General features: G+C 66.5%; 13 protein-coding genes. 10 read left to right on the top strand and 3 right to left on the bottom strand.

Features of this window, described 5'->3' with window-relative positions; translation table 11 throughout:
• Entirely contained in the window at positions 1 to 4,020 is a 4,020-nt protein-coding gene (locus QMZ26_RS09630) for a transporter substrate-binding domain-containing protein (protein ID WP_283221319.1), read from the bottom strand.
• Between the two features lie 514 nt (positions 4,021 to 4,534).
• On the opposite strand from QMZ26_RS09630, the gene QMZ26_RS09625 reads away from it, so the two are divergent.
• The 4 genes from QMZ26_RS09625 to QMZ26_RS09610 all read left to right on the top strand — a co-directional run bounded on the left by QMZ26_RS09625 (position 4,535) and on the right by QMZ26_RS09610 (position 8,800).
• A complete protein-coding gene (locus tag QMZ26_RS09625) occupies positions 4,535 to 5,473 on the top strand; it encodes a nucleoside hydrolase (protein WP_283221318.1) in 939 nt (312 codons plus the stop codon).
• Positions 5,474 to 5,561: 88 nt separating this feature from the next.
• Positions 5,562 to 5,804, top strand: coding sequence for a type B 50S ribosomal protein L31 (locus QMZ26_RS09620; RefSeq protein WP_079223041.1), 243 nt, complete (start codon positions 5,562 to 5,564; stop codon positions 5,802 to 5,804).
• A gap of 296 nt (positions 5,805 to 6,100) precedes the next feature.
• Positions 6,101 to 7,378, top strand: a complete 1,278-nt coding sequence (locus QMZ26_RS09615; protein ID WP_200733223.1) for a citrate synthase — start codon at positions 6,101 to 6,103, stop codon at positions 7,376 to 7,378.
• A gap of 372 nt (positions 7,379 to 7,750) precedes the next feature.
• Positions 7,751 to 8,800 (top strand): hypothetical protein, encoded by a 1,050-nt coding sequence (locus QMZ26_RS09610; protein WP_283221317.1) that lies wholly within the window; start codon positions 7,751 to 7,753, stop codon positions 8,798 to 8,800.
• Between the two features lie 154 nt (positions 8,801 to 8,954).
• Here the strand turns inward: QMZ26_RS09610 and QMZ26_RS09605 are convergent, their stop codons facing one another.
• On the bottom strand, positions 8,955 to 9,617 hold the full coding sequence (locus tag QMZ26_RS09605) for a hypothetical protein (RefSeq protein ID WP_283221316.1): 663 nt from the start codon (positions 9,615 to 9,617) through the stop codon (positions 8,955 to 8,957).
• A 181-nt stretch (positions 9,618 to 9,798) separates the two neighbouring features.
• The gene (locus tag QMZ26_RS09600) at positions 9,799 to 12,219 is read right to left on the bottom strand and encodes a penicillin-binding protein 1A (protein ID WP_283221315.1); all 2,421 of its coding nucleotides are present in this window, start codon (positions 12,217 to 12,219) and stop codon (positions 9,799 to 9,801) included.
• 219 nt (positions 12,220 to 12,438) lie between these two features.
• Between QMZ26_RS09600 and QMZ26_RS09595 the strand changes: the two genes are divergently transcribed.
• From QMZ26_RS09595 to QMZ26_RS09570, 6 genes are all read left to right on the top strand, one after another.
• Positions 12,439 to 13,497 (top strand): pilus assembly protein PilM, encoded by a 1,059-nt coding sequence (locus tag QMZ26_RS09595; protein ID WP_079223036.1) that lies wholly within the window; start codon positions 12,439 to 12,441, stop codon positions 13,495 to 13,497.
• Positions 13,497 to 14,357 (top strand): PilN domain-containing protein, encoded by an 861-nt coding sequence (locus QMZ26_RS09590; protein ID WP_283221314.1) that lies wholly within the window; start codon positions 13,497 to 13,499, stop codon positions 14,355 to 14,357. The genes QMZ26_RS09595 and QMZ26_RS09590 overlap by 1 nt, the downstream gene beginning before the upstream one ends.
• A complete protein-coding gene (gene pilO, locus QMZ26_RS09585; protein ID WP_283221313.1) occupies positions 14,354 to 15,028 on the top strand; it encodes a type 4a pilus biogenesis protein PilO in 675 nt (224 codons plus the stop codon). The genes QMZ26_RS09590 and pilO overlap by 4 nt, the downstream gene beginning before the upstream one ends.
• Positions 15,029 to 15,054: 26 nt before the next feature.
• The gene (locus tag QMZ26_RS09580) at positions 15,055 to 15,561 is read left to right on the top strand and encodes a pilus assembly protein PilP (protein WP_079225360.1); all 507 of its coding nucleotides are present in this window, start codon (positions 15,055 to 15,057) and stop codon (positions 15,559 to 15,561) included.
• A gap of 21 nt (positions 15,562 to 15,582) precedes the next feature.
• Positions 15,583 to 17,550: a type IV pilus secretin PilQ family protein gene (locus QMZ26_RS09575; protein ID WP_283221312.1), complete on the top strand. Its 1,968-nt coding sequence runs from the start codon at positions 15,583 to 15,585 to the stop codon at positions 17,548 to 17,550.
• A gap of 166 nt (positions 17,551 to 17,716) precedes the next feature.
• Positions 17,717 to 18,766, top strand: a complete 1,050-nt coding sequence (locus QMZ26_RS09570; RefSeq protein WP_283221311.1) for a MoxR family ATPase — start codon at positions 17,717 to 17,719, stop codon at positions 18,764 to 18,766.
• Positions 18,767 to 18,769 lie beyond the last annotated feature (3 nt).

Here is an 18,769-nt window from a genome sequence, read left to right as displayed (position 1 = left end):
CTAGCCAAGGTCTTCCTGCTGGTTCCATTGCTCCAGCTCGGACAACAGATCGGCGAACTCGGCCAGCGTCGCCAGGGTAGGCGTCGTGCGCAGGCTCTCTTCCGAGTCCGCCATCCATCGGGTCAGATCGTTATGGCCCAGCAGTACCAGTGCGCCGAGGGTGGCATGGGCCCAGTCCGCCAGGCGGTCGCCGGCATCGGCGAACTGCAACTGCTTTACATCGGCCAGTGCACTTGCTGCCGCTTCACGTATCCGCCGTCGCAGGTCGTCCAGCGCCGCCCCATCGCCCAGTGGCTGCAGTGGCCCGCAGGTGCCCCCGGCGCTGTCCGGGAGGGTGCTCCCCGGCACTGGATCCAGCTGGCGCAGCACGGCGCGCAGCTGCGGCAACGCGAAGGGGCGTTCCAGGAAGGCATTCATGCCGGCTTCGCGCCACCGGCCATCGTCCCTGGCGGCGGAGAGCCCCAGGATCGGCAGATCCTGCGCGCCTGCGATATCGCTGGCACGGAAGCGGCGTACCCATTCGTAGCCTGACATCGGTGCCATCCGGCAGTCGGTGATGACCACGTCGATGCCGCCCTGGCGAAGCTGATCCAGCGCAAGGCTGCCATCGGCCGCGGTCCGGCAGCGATAGCCGAGCACGTCCAGCTGCAGGGACAGCACGTGGCGGTTGATGGCAGTGTCATCCACCAGCAGCGCGCAGCGGCGATGGGCGGCCTGCACCGGCGATGATTCCGCCGACGGCGGCAGTGCTGTATCGGCAGCCTCATCCAGTACCGCTTCTGCTGCTGCGACCACCGCGCGGCGCAGCAGGGGTGCCACGCTGACCTGCGCCCGGCGCCCGCTACGCTGGTAGCCACCCACGATCGGCCGCTGCACCGGCTCCAGCTGCGGTACGCCTGCGCGCAGGGGATCGTCGCCCAGTTGCAGATCGACGGGGCCTTGCCGGGTCCTGCGCGCACCCTCGTCTTCCAGGATGCGTGCCAGAGGTTCAGCCGTGGCAGCCGCCACGGCAATGCGCAGGCCCTTGAAGCGCAGTGGCACGGCCGGCAGCGTAGCCGTATCGGCATCGAAATGAAGCGTGAAGCAGCTGCCCTTGCCCGGCTCGCTCCGCACTTCGATAGCCGCACCCATCAGATGCGCGATGCGCTGCGAGATCGCCAGGCCCAGGCCGGTGCCACCATAGCGGTCGTGTGTGCCAGCAGCCTGCGTGAAAGGCGCAAACAGCGATGCCACGGTTGCTGCGTCCATGCCGATACCGGTATCGGCTACCTGCAGCTGCAGCCGCTGTCTGCCTTCGGCGACCGATACCGCACCCAGCGTTACGGTGATGCTGCCCGCGTGGGTGAACTTGGCCGCATTGCTGAGCAGGTTGGCGAAGATCTGTCGCAGCCGCGCGGGATCCACGGTATGCGCTTCGGCCACCGTGGCAGAGATCTCGATGGCGATGCCTACGCCGGCCGGTATCAGCGGCAGCATCGCTGCAACGGTCGATTCCAGCACTTCCCGCAGCCGGGTCGGAACGGCGGCGATGGCGACTGCCGCTTCATCGAGACGGCTGAAATCGAGGACGCCATCGATGGTGCCGGCGAGCCTGTCCGATGCCTCCTTCAGCAGTTCGACCAGATGCCGCTGATCGTGGCTCAGGGCGGTCTGGGCGATCACATCGACCAGGCCCACCACGCCACCCAGGGGGGTCTTGATCTCGTGGCTCATCACCGCCAGGAAGCGGCCTTTTGCCAGCGCGGCCTCTTCGGCGGCGCGCGTGGCGGCCGAAAGCTGCTGGCGGCGCTCGCGTTCATCGGTCACGTCGATCCAGTAGCCGTTCCACATCACCGCGCGGCCTGCCTGCTGCGAGGGAACCGCATGGCTGCGTACCCAGCGCACCGTGTCACCCACACAGGTACGGAACTCGATCGACAGCGGACGGAGCTCGCGGCTGGCGTCAACGATGGCCGCGCGCAGTGGCGCCCGATCCTGTGGATGCACCGCGCGGACCGCCAGCGCCTCATTGGCGACGATGTCCTCGGCGCCCACGCCGAACAGCTCGCGTGGCGAACCGAAGACATACTGGAAAGCGGTGCTGCCATCAGCATCGATGGCGTACTGGTACAGCGTGCCGGGCAGATTGTCGGTGAAGTCCGCCAATCGCAGCTGGGCCTGCTTGGCGCGGCGTTCAGCCGCACGCAGTGGCGTCACATCCACCAGGGTGGCGACGCGGCCGTGGAAGCCGGCGGTTCCGTTGAGCTCCAATTGCCAGTACATGCCCACCCGATCACGCTGATCGGCCTCGGCATACAGCAGTTCGCGTCCACGGATATCTTCGCTGTCCCCGGCCGCCAGATGCACGAACGGTCCGGCCAAGGCATCGGTCGCGAACGATTCGCGGTAGGCCATGTTGCTGGCGACGACGTGACCCTCCGGGTTTACCGCGGCCATCGGGTGCGGTGAGCTGTCGATCAGCAGTTGCTGGAACGCGGACCGCTGCGCCAACAGTGACTGCAGTGCCTTGCGCCGACGGACCTCGCGCTGCAGCCGGAGCTGCCAGATCAGAATCGCCACCACGCCCAGCGCCAGCGCAATCAGGATGCTGCCATAGCGGCTCCACACCAGCCGCCAGGACAGTTCCTGATACGGTGCCAGTGTTGTCCACTGGCTGCGCAGGCGCTCCTGCTGGGCGGCAGGAATCGACGCCAGCGCCGAATCCAGCAGCATGCGCAGCCGCGGCTGCCCACGCGCGACCTGGATCACCAGCTCATCGCGGTTGCGGGGGGCTCCGGCGATCTTCATTTCGCCGTAGAACTCGCGTTGCAGCAAACGGTCCACCACCATCAGGTTGTCCAGGTAGGCGGCCGCTTCACCGCGGCGAACCTGCTGCATGGCCTCGCCTGCATCGCTGGCTGTGCGGGTATCCACGCCGGCCATGTCCAGGAAGCTGATCGTCGCTGGCGCCAATGTTTCCGATACCAGCACCGTGCGCCCCTTCATCTCGCTGGGCGACGCGATCGGGCTGGCGTCGGCGCGGGTGGCCAACATGATCGGGAACGAGGAGTAGGGCACGGTCGGCACATACCCGCGGCCGACATCGCTGCCACGCGCCAAGCCAACGATGGCATCGAACTGCCCGCTCTCGGCCTTCTGCCTCATCGCCGCCGCCGACGCGAACGGGACAAACTCCACCTGCAGTCCCAGTACCTCGGCCACGCGCCGCATCATCGTCGGCGCGTAACCGTTGGCATTGCCGAACGAGTCACTGAAGCTGATCGGGGGGCGCTGCTCAAGGTAGGCCACCCGGAGCGGCGGCAGGCCGTCAAGATAGGCGCGGTCGCTGCTGTTGAGCGGCAGCCGGCCTCTGGCATCGGTACCTGCGCGTGCTGCAAGCCAAGGTTGCGCCAACTGGTTCCTCTGCAGGCTCGGCATGCCGGCGATCACCTCGGACATCATCGCCAGCAGCTTGCCGTTGCGGTGCGGTGCGGCGATGGTCAGCGTATCCAGCGGCACGGCCACCGGGCTGCCGACCCTGAGGTTGGCCAGATGCTGTTCGTCGATGATGAAGCGGGCGGTATGCGGATTGGTGACAAAGGCATCGGCACGCCCCTCGGCCACTGCACGCAACGCAGCGCGGGGCCCATCCACCATGACCTGCGGCGATGAGGGAAACCGGCGCGCGAGCAGTGGAGACAGTGCGTATTCGCGTGCCACTGCGAAGCGACGGCCGGCAAGGCTGGAGAGATCGGCCACGGCGGGCAGGTCACGGCGCGTGACCACCACCGGGAAAGCCTGGAAGTACGCAGGACTGAAGACCAGGCAGGCCGCACGCTCTGCGTTGGGCGTCACGCTCAGCAGCAGGTCGACTTCACCTCGGCAGGCGGCCTGGTACAGCGCCGGCCAGGTTTCATAGAAGCGCGGCGTCCACGTCATGCCGGTGCGCTGTGTGACGTAGTCCAGTATCCCGACCGACACGCCGCGGGGCGTGCCGCTGTCGTCGATGCTCTCGAACGGTGGCCAGCCCTCACGCAGCATGCCCACCACCAGCGGTGCCGCTGGCGCAGTGGTAGGGGAGGGGGCACGCTCGCGCCCAGCCCGTGCCGGGACTGTCGCGGCCAACAGCAGGACCAGCGCTGCCAGCACCGTGCACAGTGCTGGCTGCACTCGTCGGTTCCGCAGGTGCCATTCCGGGCTCGCCGTTGTTTCCATGAAAGACACTCCGGTGGTGCCGGCGAGGCCGGCGCTTTGACTGCTTCCAGCGCCGGCCAGTGGCCGATTCGCATCGGCGGCTGCGCAACCTGCGGCCGCTGTGGACGCAACCACGGCACTCTGCGCAACGGCCCCGGCCCCGGCCATGCAACTAATCCGAAATGCCTGCGGTGATCGTGACTGGGTTCAAGCCGCATTCATTGCCGGATGAAGCGTCCAGTGTCTGCGGCGGGGAGGGGGCGATGGGGATCCCATCGCAGGCGGAATTGCGCCCCCCCCCTGTACTTGCAACGGTCATCAACCCGGTCCACACTTCGTTGCCGATCTGAAGACGGCAACGATGACCCACAAGATCCCGCTGTTGATCGACACCGACCCCGGTGTGGACGACGCCCTGGCCCTGCTGATGGCCTTCGCCGATGAACGGCACGAGGTGGTCGCCCTGACCATTGCCGCCGGCAACGTCGGCCTCGACTACACCGTCCGCAACGCCCTCAAGCTCTGCGACATCGTCGGGCGCACCGATGTGCCGGTGTTCGCAGGCAGCCCCGATCCGCTGATCCACCCCTCGATGGACGCCGCCCACGTGCACGGCCGTGATGGCTATGGCGACGTGGACCTGCCGCCGCCCAGCCGCCAGGCCGAGGCCGAGCACGCCGCGCTGGCCATCCTGCGCCTGTCGCACCAGCATGCCGGCGAGCTGATGCTGGTCATGCTCGGCCCGCTGACCAACCTCGCGCTGGCGCTGAAGCTGGACCCGACCCTGCCCCAGCGCATCAAGCGCATCGTGGTGATGGGCGGCGCGGTCACCTGCCACGGCAACATCACCCCGGCCGCCGAATTCAACATCGCCTTCGATCCGGAAGCCGCGCATGTGGTGTTCACCTCGTTCAAGCACCTGCTGGTCTCGGACTGGGAAGCCACCGTTGCCCACGGCCTGCCGCTGGAGCAGGCGGAGCAGTGGCTGCAGGCCGATACCGACCGTGCCCGCTTCTACGAGCTGATCTCGCGCAAGACCCGCGCGCTGTCCGAAGACGCCAAGGGTGGCCGCTGGTACACCGCCGATGCGGTCGCCATGGCCTGGGCGCTGAACCCGGAAGGCCAGCTGCAGGTGGAATCGCGTCCGCTGAACGTGGAACTGAACGGTACGTTCAGCCGCGGCGCCACCATCGTCGACTGGAACCGCCAGACCGGCCAGCCGGACAACTGCGATCTGTTGATAGCCTACGACCAGGCGCGTTTCGAGGCCCTGGTCCGGCAGGCGCTGGGCGCGGACTGAGCCCGATGCGCAAACACCGGTTGCTCCGCGCGGCAACCGGTGTTTATAATGCCGCTCTTGACCACCAGCCCATTTACGGTGTGAGCCCATGAAGGCCGATATCCATCCGAACTACCGCGACGTCGTCTTCGAAGACGTCACTTCCGATTTCAAGATCCTGACCCGCTCCACCATGGCGACCAAGGAAACCACCACCTGGACCGACGGTAATGAATACCCGCTGGTCAAGGTCGAAATTTCCTCGGCTTCGCACCCGTTCTACACGGGCAAGCACAAGGTGATCGACACCTCGGGCCGTATCGACAAGTTCCAGAAGCGCTACGCGCGCTGATCCGTCGATCCAGCTTCGAACCGACGGCCGCGCTTTGCGCGGCCGTTTGTTTTTGTCCGGCGCCCACCCAACGGGCGTTTGGAATGGCGGAACAGACCGTTCAGGGGATGGCATCTTTGCCCATCAAGGCCGCTTGCTGGCAGGGTTCCTCCTGCCCGTCGTCTACGACTTCCGTCTAGCACCCGACAAATGCTGCTGTGCGATAATGACCTGATCCCCGGCACAGGCCGAGGACGTCATTCACGTGCCTGACCAATGCGCTTGGGCAGGCGCCTTCCCATGAAGGAGCGCACACAGTGTCCGATCTTGATCAGGTCACGCTCAACGCCGGCGACACGTCGGTCGTTCTGCCCGTCATCAAACCCACCCTCGGCAACGACTGCGTCGACATCGCGAAGCTGACCAAGGAAACGGGGTTCTTCACCTACGATTCCGGCTTCACCGCGACGGCCAGCTGCAAGTCCGCCATCACCTACATCGATGGCGACAAGGGCGTGCTGCTGTACCGCGGCTACCCGATCGAACAGCTGTCGGAAAAGTCCAGCTACATCGAAGTGGCGTACCTGCTGATCAACGGCGAGCGTCCGAGCGCCGAACAGCTGAAGGCCTTCACCGATGAGCTGACCGCCGAAGCCAACGTCGATGAGTCGATCAACACGCTGATCGGCAGCTTCGCCAAGGATGCCCACCCGATGGCCATCCTGGCTGCCGCGATCGCGCAGCTGTCGGCCATCTACCACGACTCGCTGGACCTGTCCGACGCCGAACAGCGCCGCCAGGCAGCCGTGCGCCTGATCGCCAAGGTGCCGACCCTGTCGGCGCTGATCTACCGCCACGGCAAGGGCCTGCCGGCCAACAAGCCGGACACCTCGCTGGATTACGTCAGCCGCTTCCTGAAGCAGACCTTCGAGTCGGCCGATGGCCAGTACGATCTGAACCCGGACGTGGTCAAGGCGCTGGACCTGCTGTTCATCCTGCACGCCGACCACGAGCAGAACGCCTCGACCTCGACCGTGCGCCTGGTCGGTTCGACCGGTGCCAACCCGTATGCCTCGGTCGCCGCTGGCGTCACCGCGCTGTGGGGTCCGGCCCACGGCGGTGCCAACGAAGCCGTGCTGAAGATGCTGGAAGAGATCGGCACCGCCGACAACGTCGAGTCCGCCGTGGTCAAGGCCAAGGACAAGACCTCCGGCTTCCGCCTGATGGGCTTCGGCCACCGCGTCTACAAGAACTTCGACCCGCGCGCCAAGGTCATCGGTGAGATGACCGGCAAGGTGCTCAAGCAGCTGGGCGTGCAGGATCCGCTGCTGGACGTGGCCGTGAAGCTGGAACAGGCCGCGCTGCAGGACGAGTACTTCGTCGCCCGCAAGCTGTACCCGAACGTCGATTTCTACAGCGGCATCATCTACAAGGCGCTGCAGATCCCGACCGAAATGTTCACCGTCATGTTCGCCCTCGGCCGTACCTCCGGCTGGGTGTCGCATTGGCTGGAACAGCAGGTCGATCCGGAAATGAAGATCGGCCGTCCGCGCCAGGTCTACACCGGCGCAGACGTGCGCGATTACCAGGGCTGATCGCCCGCGGTAAGTCGTGATGAGAACGCCCCGCATCGCGGGGCGTTTTTTTTGCGCCGCGCATGGTGGGTGCCAACCTTGGTTGGCACGCTTTGGGCCTTCGCGAAAAACCATCCACGCATGGCGTGGATCTACTGACGCGCTCATCGATCCACGCATGCATGCCCTCGGCGCCGGCACCGTCCCCGGTAGCGCCGGGCCATGCCCGGCGGCTCTTGCCCTGGTAGATGCCAACCTTGGTGGGCACGCCTTTCGCGCAGACCCGCCCGCGCCAAGGCCGCGTGATTCAAGGGTCTCGCCAGCTTCACAACGGCACGCGCAGCCTCAGGACGCACGCTGCACCCGCAGCACCCGATACGGAGCGTTCACCCCATGAGTACCCGATTCGATCCACCCGAGCGCGGCCCGCTCGGCGCCGACGTTGCCACCGTCGTCACCGCACCCATCGTCGCACCGCCCAGCGAAAGCGCGGTGTCCTGGGGTGCGATCTTCGCCGGTGCCGCTGCGGCGGCCGCACTGTCCCTGGTGCTGCTGATCCTCGGCGTCGGGTTGGGCTTGTCCTCGGTGTCGCCGTGGTCGTTCGAAGGCGTCAGCAAGGAAACCTTCGGTTGGTCCAGCGTCATCTGGCTCACCTTCACCGCGCTGGCCGCTTCCGGCCTGGGCGGCTACCTGGCCGGCCGCCTGCGTACCAAGTGGACGCAGATCCACGGCGATGAAACCTATTTCCGAGATACTGCACACGGCTTTGTCTCTTGGGCCGTAGCCACGCTGCTGACCGCCGGCCTGCTGACGTCGGCCATCGGTGGGGTGCTGGGGGCGGGTGCAAAGGTGGCAGGTGCCACCGCAGGCGCCGCAGCGTCCACCGCAGGCGTCGCCGCTGCGGGCGCCGGCAGTGCTGCTGCCGCCGCGCCGGAAGGTGATCTCAACTACTGGGTTGATTCGCTGTTCCGCAGCGCGACCCCGCCGGGCCCGGATGCCGCCGCTGCGCCGCCGGCTCCGCAGGCACCGGGCGCTGCCCCGGGCAATGCGCCCATGGACCCGGCCGCAGCGCCGCCGCCGCCGCGCCCGATGCCGGGCAACGGGCCGATGGGTGACCGCCGCGAAGTGCGTGCCGAAGTGAACCGCATCATCATCAACAGCCTGCAGGGTGACGGGCTGGATCCCGCCGACACCCAGTACGTGTCGCAGCTGATCGCGCGCGAAACCGGCATGAGCCCGGCCGAAGCCCAGGCGCGCGTGACCGACGTGCAGACGCGCATGCGGGCTGCGCTGGAAAAAGCAAAGAACACCGCCAAGCAGGCGGCCGACGATGCCCGCAAGGCAACGGCGTATGCCGCGCTGTGGCTGTTCATCACCCTGCTGATCGGCGCGTTCTTCGCCAGCCTCAGCGCCACCTGGGGCGGCCGCCGCCGCGACCTGTAACCCGTATTCCATGCAAGGAGACCTGACATGAAAATGATCCTGCTCTGGCTGTTGGGCGTGCCGATTCCGCTGTTGATCCTGTACGCGATCTTCTTCTGATAGTGCGCGTTCGAATGATCTGCACATCAGGCCGCCGAAGGGCGGCCTGATGTGTTTACCGCTGCTGCTGGGCGCCCCCGCCGATGTAGGCGGTGATCTCCGCTTCGGCCAGCAGTTGCTGCAACTGGGCCATGGAGGCGCGTCGCATCGGCTTCTCATCCACCGGTGACAGCGGTGCCTGGCGCAGTGCGTCGTAGGGCAGTACGGCCAGGTCGAAGGTCAGCTCCTCTGCACTGAACACCCACACCGGTACGTCCAGGCTGCGTTCGCGGTCCAGGCGCAGCCGCCGCACGCGCGATTCGGCGGGGATGCCGTGCTCGTCCAGGAAGCGGTGCACGGCTTCCGGATCATCGCTGTGCAGGTGCAGCTGCACGGGGCTGTTGGCATCAGCGGTGCCGTCCAGCACCGGCCCGACCAGGCGCGGGGTGAAGCCATGCAGGAATTCCAGGGCACGCACGGCAGCCTCGCGGCGGCGCTGCAGGTCGTTGCCGTGCTCTGGTCCGGAAAACAGGCGCTGGTACTCGCGCAGGGCGTCTTCGATCTCGACGTTGCGGGGCAGGGAGGCATCGTCGTGGATGCCGAGCCGGCTGGCGGCCTTCAACTTGGCCTGGTGGTAGTCGCGGATGCCGCCTTCGGCCATGAGGCGGGCGGCTTCGTGGGCGAGGCGGTGGCGCCGCTCGCGGGTCTGGCTGGCAGCATGCTGACGTGCCCGATGCATGCAAAGACTCCTGATGCGACCTGGGTGCAGGGTAGCGCAGGGATGTGACACCTGCGTGGGGGTGGGCATGTTCCTGTAGAGCCGAGCCCATGCTCGGCTGCACAAAGGCTGTGCCAACCAACGGTTGGCACCTACCAGATCCATCGTGCCAACCAACGGTTGGCACCCATCCCTGCCTGCCTCAGAAGATGTCGAACGCGGCCGCGTCAGCCTGCGGGGTGTTCTGCAGGTTGAGGTCGTAGTCGGTCAGGCGGTCCATGTCTTCCACCTTCACCCACTCCACGGCGCCATTGAGCGTGGCCTGGACCATGCCGGCCGGCGGTTCGTTCTCGGCCAGCGGCACGTCCTTCAGGGCGACGCGCATGTAGTCGATCCAGATCGGCAGGGCGGCCTTGCCACCGTATTCGCGGTAACCCAGCGAGCGGAAGTCGTCGCGGCCCACCCACACGGTGGTGACGTAAGGGCCGCCGAAGCCGGAGAACCACGCATCGCGATGGTCGTTGGTCGAACCGGTCTTGCCACCCAGGTCGGCGCGGCCGAGCACCTTGGCGGCGGTACCGGTACCGCGCTGGACCACGTCGCGCATCATCGACACCAGCTGGTAGGCGGTGCGGGCGTCGATCGCACGCGGGGCGGTGCGGGCGTCCGGGTTGGCCGGCGCGGCCGGGGCCTCGGTGGCCGGCTTGGCCGCGGCGGTGGCATCGGGCTTGGGTGCCGGGGCACCGAAGTTGAAGCCATCCACCACCTGGTTCACCGGCTGGTCGCTGGTGCCGACGCACTCGCGGCAGGCCAGGGCCGGGTTCTCCTTGAACACCAGGGTGCCGTCGCGGTCGCTGACCTGGTCGATCAGCCAGGTGTCCACGCGCGAGCCGCCGTTGGCGAACACGGCGTAGCCGCGGGCCACCGACAGTGGCGTCAGCGAAGCGGTACCCAGCGACATCGACAGGTTCGGCGGCAGTTCCGATTCGGCAAAGCCAAACTCGCTGATGTACTTGCGCGCGTAGTCCACGCCCATGCCATCGAGCAGGCGCACCGAGACCAGGTTGCGCGACTGCACCAGGGCCTCGCGCAGGCGCATCGGGCCACGGAAGCCGCCGCCGTCGTTCTGCGGGGCCCAGGTCTTGCCGCGGCGGTCGCGGAACACGACCGGTGCGTCGAGCACGATCGAGGCCGGGTTGTAGCCCTTGTCGAAGGCGGCCGCATAGACGAACGGCTTGAAGCTCGAGCCCGGCTGGCGGCGTGCCTGGGTGGCACGGTTGAACTTGTTGCCGGAGAAGCTGAAGCCGCCGACCAGGGCCTTCAGGGCGCCACTGTGGGCATCCAGGGAGACCAGGGCGGACTGGCCGCGCGGGATCTGGTCCAGCAGCCATTCGCCTTCCTTGGCCCCGGCACGCACGCGCACGATGTCGCCGCGCTGCACCAGCTTGCCAGGGGTCTTGTTGGTCCACTTGGCGGCGGCGGCCGGCAGCACGACCTCGCTGCGGTTGGCCATGACCACCGTGGCACTGCCGTCGGCGCCGGTGCTGGCGACGATGGCCGGCAGCAGGCCGGCCTGGCCGGGGATGCCGCGCAGGTGCTCGGCCAGGGCGGCAGCGTCATCCGCGGCGCCCAGTTGCACCTGCTTTTCCACGCCGTGCCAGCCGTGGCGGTGGTCATACAGCAGCAGGCCGTCACGCACGGCCACGTTGGCCGATTCCTGCAGCGTGGAATCGATCGTCGTGGTGACGTGATAGCCCTTGTTGACCACATCGCCGCCGAAGCGGGCGATCATTTCCTGGCGCACCAGCTCGGCAACGTAGGGGGCATACACCTGCACCGGCGGCTCATGCGGGGTGGCGTGCATCGGCACCGCCTTGGCGGCATCCGCTTCGGCCTGGCTGACGAACTTCAGGTCCGCCATGCGCTGCAGAACGTAGTTGTCGCGGCGCTGGCGGGCACGCTCCGGGTTGGAGATCGGGTTGCCCGAGGAGGGGAACTTGGGGATGCCGGCCAGCGAGGCCATCTCGTCCAGGTCCAGCTCGTTCAGCTTCTTGCCGTAGTAGAACTCGGCGGCCGCGGCCACGCCGTAGGCACGGTTGCCGAAGAAGCTCTTGTTCAGGTACAGCTCGAAGATCTCGTCCTTGCTCAGCTCCGACTCGATCTTGCGGGCCAGCAGGATCTCGGCCAGCTTGCGGGTGTAGCTGTATTCGGAACTCAGGAAGAACTGGCGGGCGACCTGCTGGGTGATGGTCGAGCCACCCGGCACGCGGCGGTCGCTGGTGGTGGCCAGCAGCCAGACCGCGCGGGCGATACCCTTGTAGTCCACGCCGCCGTGCTCATAGAAGCGGGCGTCCTCGGTGGCCAGGAAAGCCCTCTTCAGGTTCTCCGGCACGTCCTTCATGGTGATGGGGGTGCGCCGGGTTTCACCGAAGACGGCCATCAGCTTGCCGTCGGCAGCATAGACGTACATCGGCTCCTGCATCTCCACGTCGCGCAGGGTCTGCACGTCGGGAAGCTTGGACGATACGGCGTAGTACAGGCCGCCCACGGCGGCAGCACCGACCAGCGCCAGGACCAGGACAACAACAAAGATCCAGCGCAGCCAGCGGCGGAGACGAGTCATCGGTGTCAGATTCCGATTGCGAATTTCGTGGTCGCAGAGTATAGATTACGCAAGGTGGCGGCTGGGGCCGGCACCGGGGAACGCAAGGGGAACTGCCAGGGGCTGCGTGTTCATCCTGTGAGGGATTTCACAGCAGGGCGGTTGCCATTCGCTAAAAATACGTTATTAATGCGCGGACGCAGATCCTGTGTCCAAGTGCCCGTCGGCAGGGGAGAAACCGTGGGGCTCATCCCAAAAAGTCAGTCGCCGCTCATTGGCGTCGACATCAGTTCGACTGCGGTAAAGCTGTTGCAGCTTTCCCGCAGTGGCAACCGTTTCCGCGTGGAACACTACGCCGTGGAACCGTTGCCGCCGAATGCTGTGGTTGAAAAGAACATCGTCGAAGTGGAGGCCGTGGGTGAGGCCATCCGCCGGGCGATGAACCGTTCCGGAAGCAAGGCCAAGCTGGCCGCTGCCGCCGTGGCCGGTTCGGCGGTGATCACCAAGGTGATCCCGATGCCGGCCGACCTCGACGAAGCCGACATGGAAGCCCAGATCGAGCTGGAAGCGGTCAACTACATTCCGTACCCGATCGAGGAAGTGAACCTGGACTTCGAGGTGATCGGGGCGATCCCGAACAACCCGGAAATGGTCCAGGTGCTGCTGGCTGCCTCGCGCTCGGAGAACGTCGAGCTGCGCCAGTCGGCGCTGGAGCTGGGCGGCCTGCAGGCCAAGGTGATGGACGTGGAGGCCTTCGCGGTCGAGAACGCCTTCGCCCTGGTGGCCAGCGAGCTGCCGGTGTCCCACGACGGCGTGGTCGCCCTGGTCGACATCGGCGCGACCATGACCACCCTCAACGTCCTGCGCGGTGGCCGCAGCCTGTACAGCCGCGAACAGGTGTTCGGCGGCAAGCAGCTGACCGACGAGATCATGCGCCGCTACGGCCTGAGCTACGAGGAAGCCGGCCTGGCCAAGCGCCAGGGCGGGCTGCCGGAAAGCTACGAAGTGGAAGTGCTGGAACCCTTCAAGGAGGCGACGGTCCAGCAGATCAGCCGCCTGCTGCAGTTCTTCTACGCGGGCAGTGAATTCAACCGTGTCGACCACATCGTGCTGGCGGGCGGTTGCGCCGCGCTGGCCGGCCTGCCGGAAATGGTCGAGGAACAGCTGGGCGTGCCGACCGTGGTCGCCAACCCGCTGGCACAGATGACCCTGGGCCCGAAGGTGCAGGCGCAGGCGCTTGCCCAGGATGCCCCCGCGCTGATGATCGCTACCGGTCTGGCACTGAGGAGCTTCGACTGATGGCACGCATCAATCTATTGCCCTGGCGCGCCGAACGGCGCAAGCAACGCCAGCGCGAGTTCGGCGTCATGCTTGGCATGGCCGCGCTCGGCGGCCTGCTGCTGTCCCTGCTGATCTGGTTCTATTACGACATGCAGGTCAGCGGCCAGCAGGATCGCAACGCCTACCTGCAGACCGAGATCGAGAAGGTCAAGAAGCAGAACGAGGAGATCAAGCGCCTCGACGAGCAGAAGAACCGCCTGCTGGCCCGCAAGGCCGTCATCGAGCAGCTGCAGGCCAAGCGTTCGCAGATGGTCCATCTGTTCGACGCCCTGGTCCGCACGATTCCCGATGGCGTCGTGCTCACCGCCCTGACCCAGGACGGTGACATGCTCACCCTGGAAGGCCGGACCCAGTCCAATGCACGCGTTTCGGCGTACATGCGCAACCTGGAAGTGTCCGGCTGGATGACCAGCCCGGAACTGTCGATCATCCAGGCCAGCGCACCGGACAAGGACACGCGTCCTGTTGGCCCGGTAGCCGACATCAAGGCCCTGCCGTACGTGTTCAAGGTCAAGGTGAAGCTGCCGGCGCAGAGTGATGAGTCGACCGTGCCTGGCCTTAACCCTGATGGCAGCGTTGCTGCGCCGGGAAGCGCGGCAACGCCCCTCGCTCCGCCGGCCCCATCGCCGGATGCGGCAGCTCCGGCGACACCGGCACCCGGTCAGGCGCCGGCCCCGCCGGGCGCTGCTCCGGCGCCGGCTGCCGGCCCGGCAAAGGCCCCGGTTGCCCAACCGCCAGCCCCGGCCAAGCCCGAAGGGACTCGTCTTGCGCAGCCGCCGCAGGCTTTCCATGCCCTGCTGCAAGGGGATCGCGCATGAGCAAGAAATTCGACATCAAGAGCCTGGATTTCAACGACATCGGCAACTGGCCGCGGAACGCCAAGATCGTTTTCTGCGCACTGATCGCCATCGTCATCATGTTCGTCGCGTACATGCTGCTGATCAGTGGCAAGCGCGAGGAGCTGGCCAACCTGGAGGAAAAGGAATCCACGCTGCGTCAGCAGTTCAGCAGCGAGCAGGCGCGCGCGGTGAACCTTGAGCCGCTCAAGCAGCAGCTGGCGCAGATGGAACAGGTCCTGCAGCAGATGCTCCGGCAGCTGCCCAGCAAGACCGAAATGCCGGATCTGATCATCGACATCTCGCAGACCGCGCTGTCCAGCGGCCTGACCAACCAGTTGTTCGAGCCGGAACAGGAACAGGTCAAGGAGTTCTACGCCGAAAAGCCGATCAAGCTGAAGATGGTGGGCAGCTACCACCAGTTCGGTGCGTTCGTCAGCGGCGTGGCCTCGTTGCCGCGCGTGGTCATCCTGACCATGCACGACATCAACCTGAAGCCTGCCGACAAGACCGGTGGAAACAATCGCGCAGGTGCACTGGAATTGTCCGGTACGGTCAAAACCTATCGTTATCTGGACGAGTCCGAGATTGCAGAGCAACAGGTTGACACTGGCAAGAAGAGTGGCGCCGGCAAGAAGGAGGCAAAGAAGTGATCCGTTCCTTCATTGCACGAGGCGGCATGGCCCTGGCGGTGTTGATGCTGGCCGGCTGTGGCCGCGGCGTCACCAGCACGCCGGGCGACGCGCCCAACCTTGAAACCTGGGTCGCCAGCGAACGTGCACGACCGGCGCAGCCGCTGGAGCCGCTGCCGGTGATGCAGCAGTTCGAGACCTTCGAATACTCCGCGCAGGGCATGCGCGATCCGTTCACCGATGCCTGGACCAATCCGCAGCAGGGGGCTGGCGGAACCCGTCCGGATCCGAACCGGCGCAAGGAGCCGCTTGAAGGCTTCCCGCTGGATGCGCTGGACATGGTGGGCACCATCGGTACCGGAGGCGGCACGGTCGCCCTGGTGATGGGGCCCGACAAGGTGACCTACCGGGTGCGCCCGGGTGGTTACCTTGGGCAGAGCGACGGGCGGGTCACCGCGGTCTACGAAGACCGCGTGGAACTGATCGAACTTGTGCCGGACGGCGCGGGGGGCTGGCTGGAACGTCCGGCCACGCTCGCGCTCGATGATCAATGATCGTTTACTGGGGATAGCACGATGACTTTTCACCAAGCCAAGGGGCTGCGACCCATCCGGCGCTCTACCTTGAACCGCATCAGCGCGCTGGGAGTCGCGCTGATGCTGGCCTGCGCTCCGGCACTGGCTGCCGCACCGGCTGAGAAGCCGGCCAGCACCACCGTTGCAGCGCAGTCCACCGCGCCGGCATCGCTGGCGGTGCAGCGGATCGATTTCAAACGCGGCGAAGACGGCAGCGGCCGCCTGATCGTCGAGTTCGACGGCCAGGGCGCCATCCCTGACCTGCGCACGCAGGACAACAGCGTGGTGGTCGACGTCGGCAATGCCCGGCTGCCGGCCAACCTGCAGAAGCCGATGAACGTCACCGACTTCGCCACGCCGGTGCAGCGCATCGACGCCAAGCCGTCCGGCGCAGGTACCCAGCTGGTGCTGAGCACTGGCGGCGCGGTTGAATCGCTGGCCTACCAGAGCGGCAACGAGTACGTGGTGGAGATCAGTGCCCGCAAGGCACCGGCCGCCGTCGGTGCCGTCACCGCAGGCAGCGTCACCCAGGCCGCCAAGGGCGTGCCGCAGCGTGGCTACAGCGGCAAGCCGGTGACCTTCAACTTCCAGGACGTGCCGGTGCGCACCGTGCTGCAGTTGATCGCCGAAGAATCCAACCTGAATGTCGTGGCGTCCGATTCGGTGCAGGGCAATGTAACCCTGCGCCTGGTCAACGTGCCGTGGGACCAGGCACTGGACATCGTGCTGCGCGCCAAGGGCATGGACAAGCGCCAGGATGGCAGCGTGATCTGGGTCGCGCCTCAGGCTGAGCTGGCCAAGTTCGAGCAGGAAAAGGAAGACGCACGCATCGCCATCGAGAACCGCGAGGATCTGGTGACCGATTACGTGCAGGTCAACTACCACAGCGCCTCGCAGATATTCAAAGCGCTGACCGAAGCCAAGGGCATCGGTGGCGGTGGTGGCGGTAGTGGTGGCAACAGCTCCAGCAATGAAGAGAGTGGCTTCCTGTCCTCGCGCGGTCGCATCGTGGCCGACGAGCGCACCAACACCCTGATGATCAGCGACATCCCGAAGAAGATCGCGCGCATGCGTGAGCTGATCAACGTGATCGACCGCCCGGTCGACCAAGTGCTGATCGAGAGCCGCATCGTCATCGCCACCGATACCTTCGCCCGCGAGCTGGGTGCTAAGTTCGGCATCAGCGGCAGCCGGGACAATGTGTACTTCGGTGGCAATCTGGATTCCACGCTCAAAACCCGCAACTCGCAGGTGGAAGCGAATGCCACCAATGCCAACGCGGTGCGCGAGTGGATCGCCGGTGGCAGCGTAGGCCCTGCCCCGGTTCCGGTTGCGTCGGCCATTGAGCGCGGCCTCAACTGGAACCTGCCGGTGGCCTCCACCAGCAACCCGGGTTCGCTGGCACTGTCGATCCTCAACGCGGGCTACCTGCTGGACGTCGAACTGTCGGCCATGCAGGAAGAGTCGCGCGGTGAAGTGATCTCCAACCCGCGCGTGGTGACCACCAACCAGCGCGAGGCCCTGATCAAGCAGGGTAAGGAAATCGGCTACGTGACCATCAGCGGCGGCGGTGCCGCCGGCGGTGCCGCCACCCCGAACGTCCAGTTCAAGGAAGTGGTGCTGCAGTTGAAGGTCACCCCGACCATCACCGACGACAACCGTGTGTTCCTGAACATGGAGGTCAAGAAGGACGAAGTGCAGCGCTACATCACCCTGGCCGGTTACGGTGAAATCCCGGAAATCAACCGCCGCGAAGTCAACACCGCCGTGCTGGTGGAAGACGGCCAGACCGTGGTGATCGGTGGTGTGTACGAGTTCACCGACCGCAGCAGCGTCAGCAAGGTGCCTTTCCTGGGCGACGTGCCGTTCCTGGGCAACCTGTTCAAGAAGCGTGGCCGCAACAAGGACAAGGCCGAACTGCTGGTGTTCGTGACCCCGAAGGTGCTGCGCGTGGCCAAGAAGGGCTGAGCCAGCCATCACACGCTGTTCGAAACGGGGCCGCCATGTGCGGCCCCGCTTCGTTGTGGCGCCATGCCCTGCATGGATGGCCATTCATCCGTCCTTGATCCAATCCCGGGACCGGCCTGCGATGATGTGGGGAACCCGTGCCACCCCGCGCCGGTCAAAGGCCCCCATGAACCTGCCACCGCCGATGCCCGATTCGTCGAACGCGCCGCCCGACGCGCCAACCACCGCGCCGCCCGCGCCGACCCCCTCGCAGCTGCATGCGGCCTTCATCGGCCTGCGTGACGCCCTGTCGGCCGAGATCGTTGGCCAGGCCGCGCTGGTCGAGCGCCTGCTGATCGCCCTGCTGGCCGATGGCCACCTGCTGGTCGAAGGCGCCCCCGGCCTGGCCAAGACCACCGCCATCCGTGCGCTGGCCTCGCGCCTGGAAGCCGATTTCGCCCGCGTCCAGTTCACCCCGGACCTGCTGCCGGCCGACCTGACCGGTACCGAGATCTGGCGTCCGCAGGAAGGCCGCTTCGAATTCGTGCCGGGCCCGATCTTCCATCCGATCCTGCTGGCCGACGAAATCAACCGAGCCCCGGCCAAGGTGCAGTCGGCCCTGCTGGAAGCGATGGGCGAGCGCCAGGTCACTGTCGGAAGGCATACCTATGCGCTGCCGTCGCTGTTCCTGGTGATGGCCACGCAGAACCCGATCGAGCAGGAGGGCACGTTCCCGCTGCCCGAGGCGCAGCTGGACCGCTTCCTGATGCATGTGCGGATCGGCTATCCCGACCAGGCCGCTGAATCGGAGATCCTGCGCCTGGCCCGCGAGCGCGCACGTGGCGCCCTCGGCGACGCGGCGCCCGCACCGGAAAAGCTGCCGATGCAGGTGGTCTTCGACGCCCGTCGCGAAGTGCTGGACCTGCACATGGCGCCGGCGCTGGAGCGTTACCTGATCGAGCTGGTGCTGGCCTCGCGCGATCCGTCGCGCTATGACGCCGGCCTCGGCCGCCGCATCGCCTGGGGCGCAAGCCCGCGCGGCTCGATCGCGCTGGAGCGCTGTGCGCGTGCGCGGGCCTGGCTGGCCGGTCGTGACTTCGTCACCCCCGATGACGTGCGCGCCGTGGCCGCCGATGTGCTGCGCCACCGCGTGCTGCCCAGCTACGAAGCCACCGCCGAAGGCTGGGATGGCGAGCGCCTGGTGCAGGAACTGCTGGCCCGCGTGCCGGCACCCTGAGCC

Origin of the sequence: Stenotrophomonas sp. PFBMAA-4 (assembly GCF_030053215.1) — a bacterium.
Lineage (GTDB): Bacteria > Pseudomonadota > Gammaproteobacteria > Xanthomonadales > Xanthomonadaceae > Stenotrophomonas.
The sequence above is the reverse complement of the archived record's forward strand: the minus strand, read 5'-3'. Positions and strand labels throughout refer to the sequence as shown.

Coding starts and splice junctions, on each gene's coding strand:
- QMZ26_RS09625 (WP_283221318.1), top strand. CDS start 4,535: ATGACCCACAAGATCCCGCTGTTGATCGACACCGACCCCGGTGTGGAC.
- QMZ26_RS09605 (WP_283221316.1), bottom strand. CDS start 9,617: ATGCATCGGGCACGTCAGCATGCTGCCAGCCAGACCCGCGAGCGGCGC.
- QMZ26_RS09570 (WP_283221311.1), top strand. CDS start 17,717: ATGAACCTGCCACCGCCGATGCCCGATTCGTCGAACGCGCCGCCCGAC.
- pilO (WP_283221313.1), top strand. CDS start 14,354: ATGAGCAAGAAATTCGACATCAAGAGCCTGGATTTCAACGACATCGGC.
- QMZ26_RS09590 (WP_283221314.1), top strand. CDS start 13,497: ATGGCACGCATCAATCTATTGCCCTGGCGCGCCGAACGGCGCAAGCAA.
- QMZ26_RS09620 (WP_079223041.1), top strand. CDS start 5,562: ATGAAGGCCGATATCCATCCGAACTACCGCGACGTCGTCTTCGAAGAC.
- QMZ26_RS09580 (WP_079225360.1), top strand. CDS start 15,055: ATGGCCCTGGCGGTGTTGATGCTGGCCGGCTGTGGCCGCGGCGTCACC.
- QMZ26_RS09575 (WP_283221312.1), top strand. CDS start 15,583: ATGACTTTTCACCAAGCCAAGGGGCTGCGACCCATCCGGCGCTCTACC.
- QMZ26_RS09600 (WP_283221315.1), bottom strand. CDS start 12,219: ATGACTCGTCTCCGCCGCTGGCTGCGCTGGATCTTTGTTGTTGTCCTG.
- QMZ26_RS09610 (WP_283221317.1), top strand. CDS start 7,751: ATGAGTACCCGATTCGATCCACCCGAGCGCGGCCCGCTCGGCGCCGAC.
- QMZ26_RS09630 (WP_283221319.1), bottom strand. CDS start 4,020: ATGCTGCGTGAGGGCTGGCCACCGTTCGAGAGCATCGACGACAGCGGC.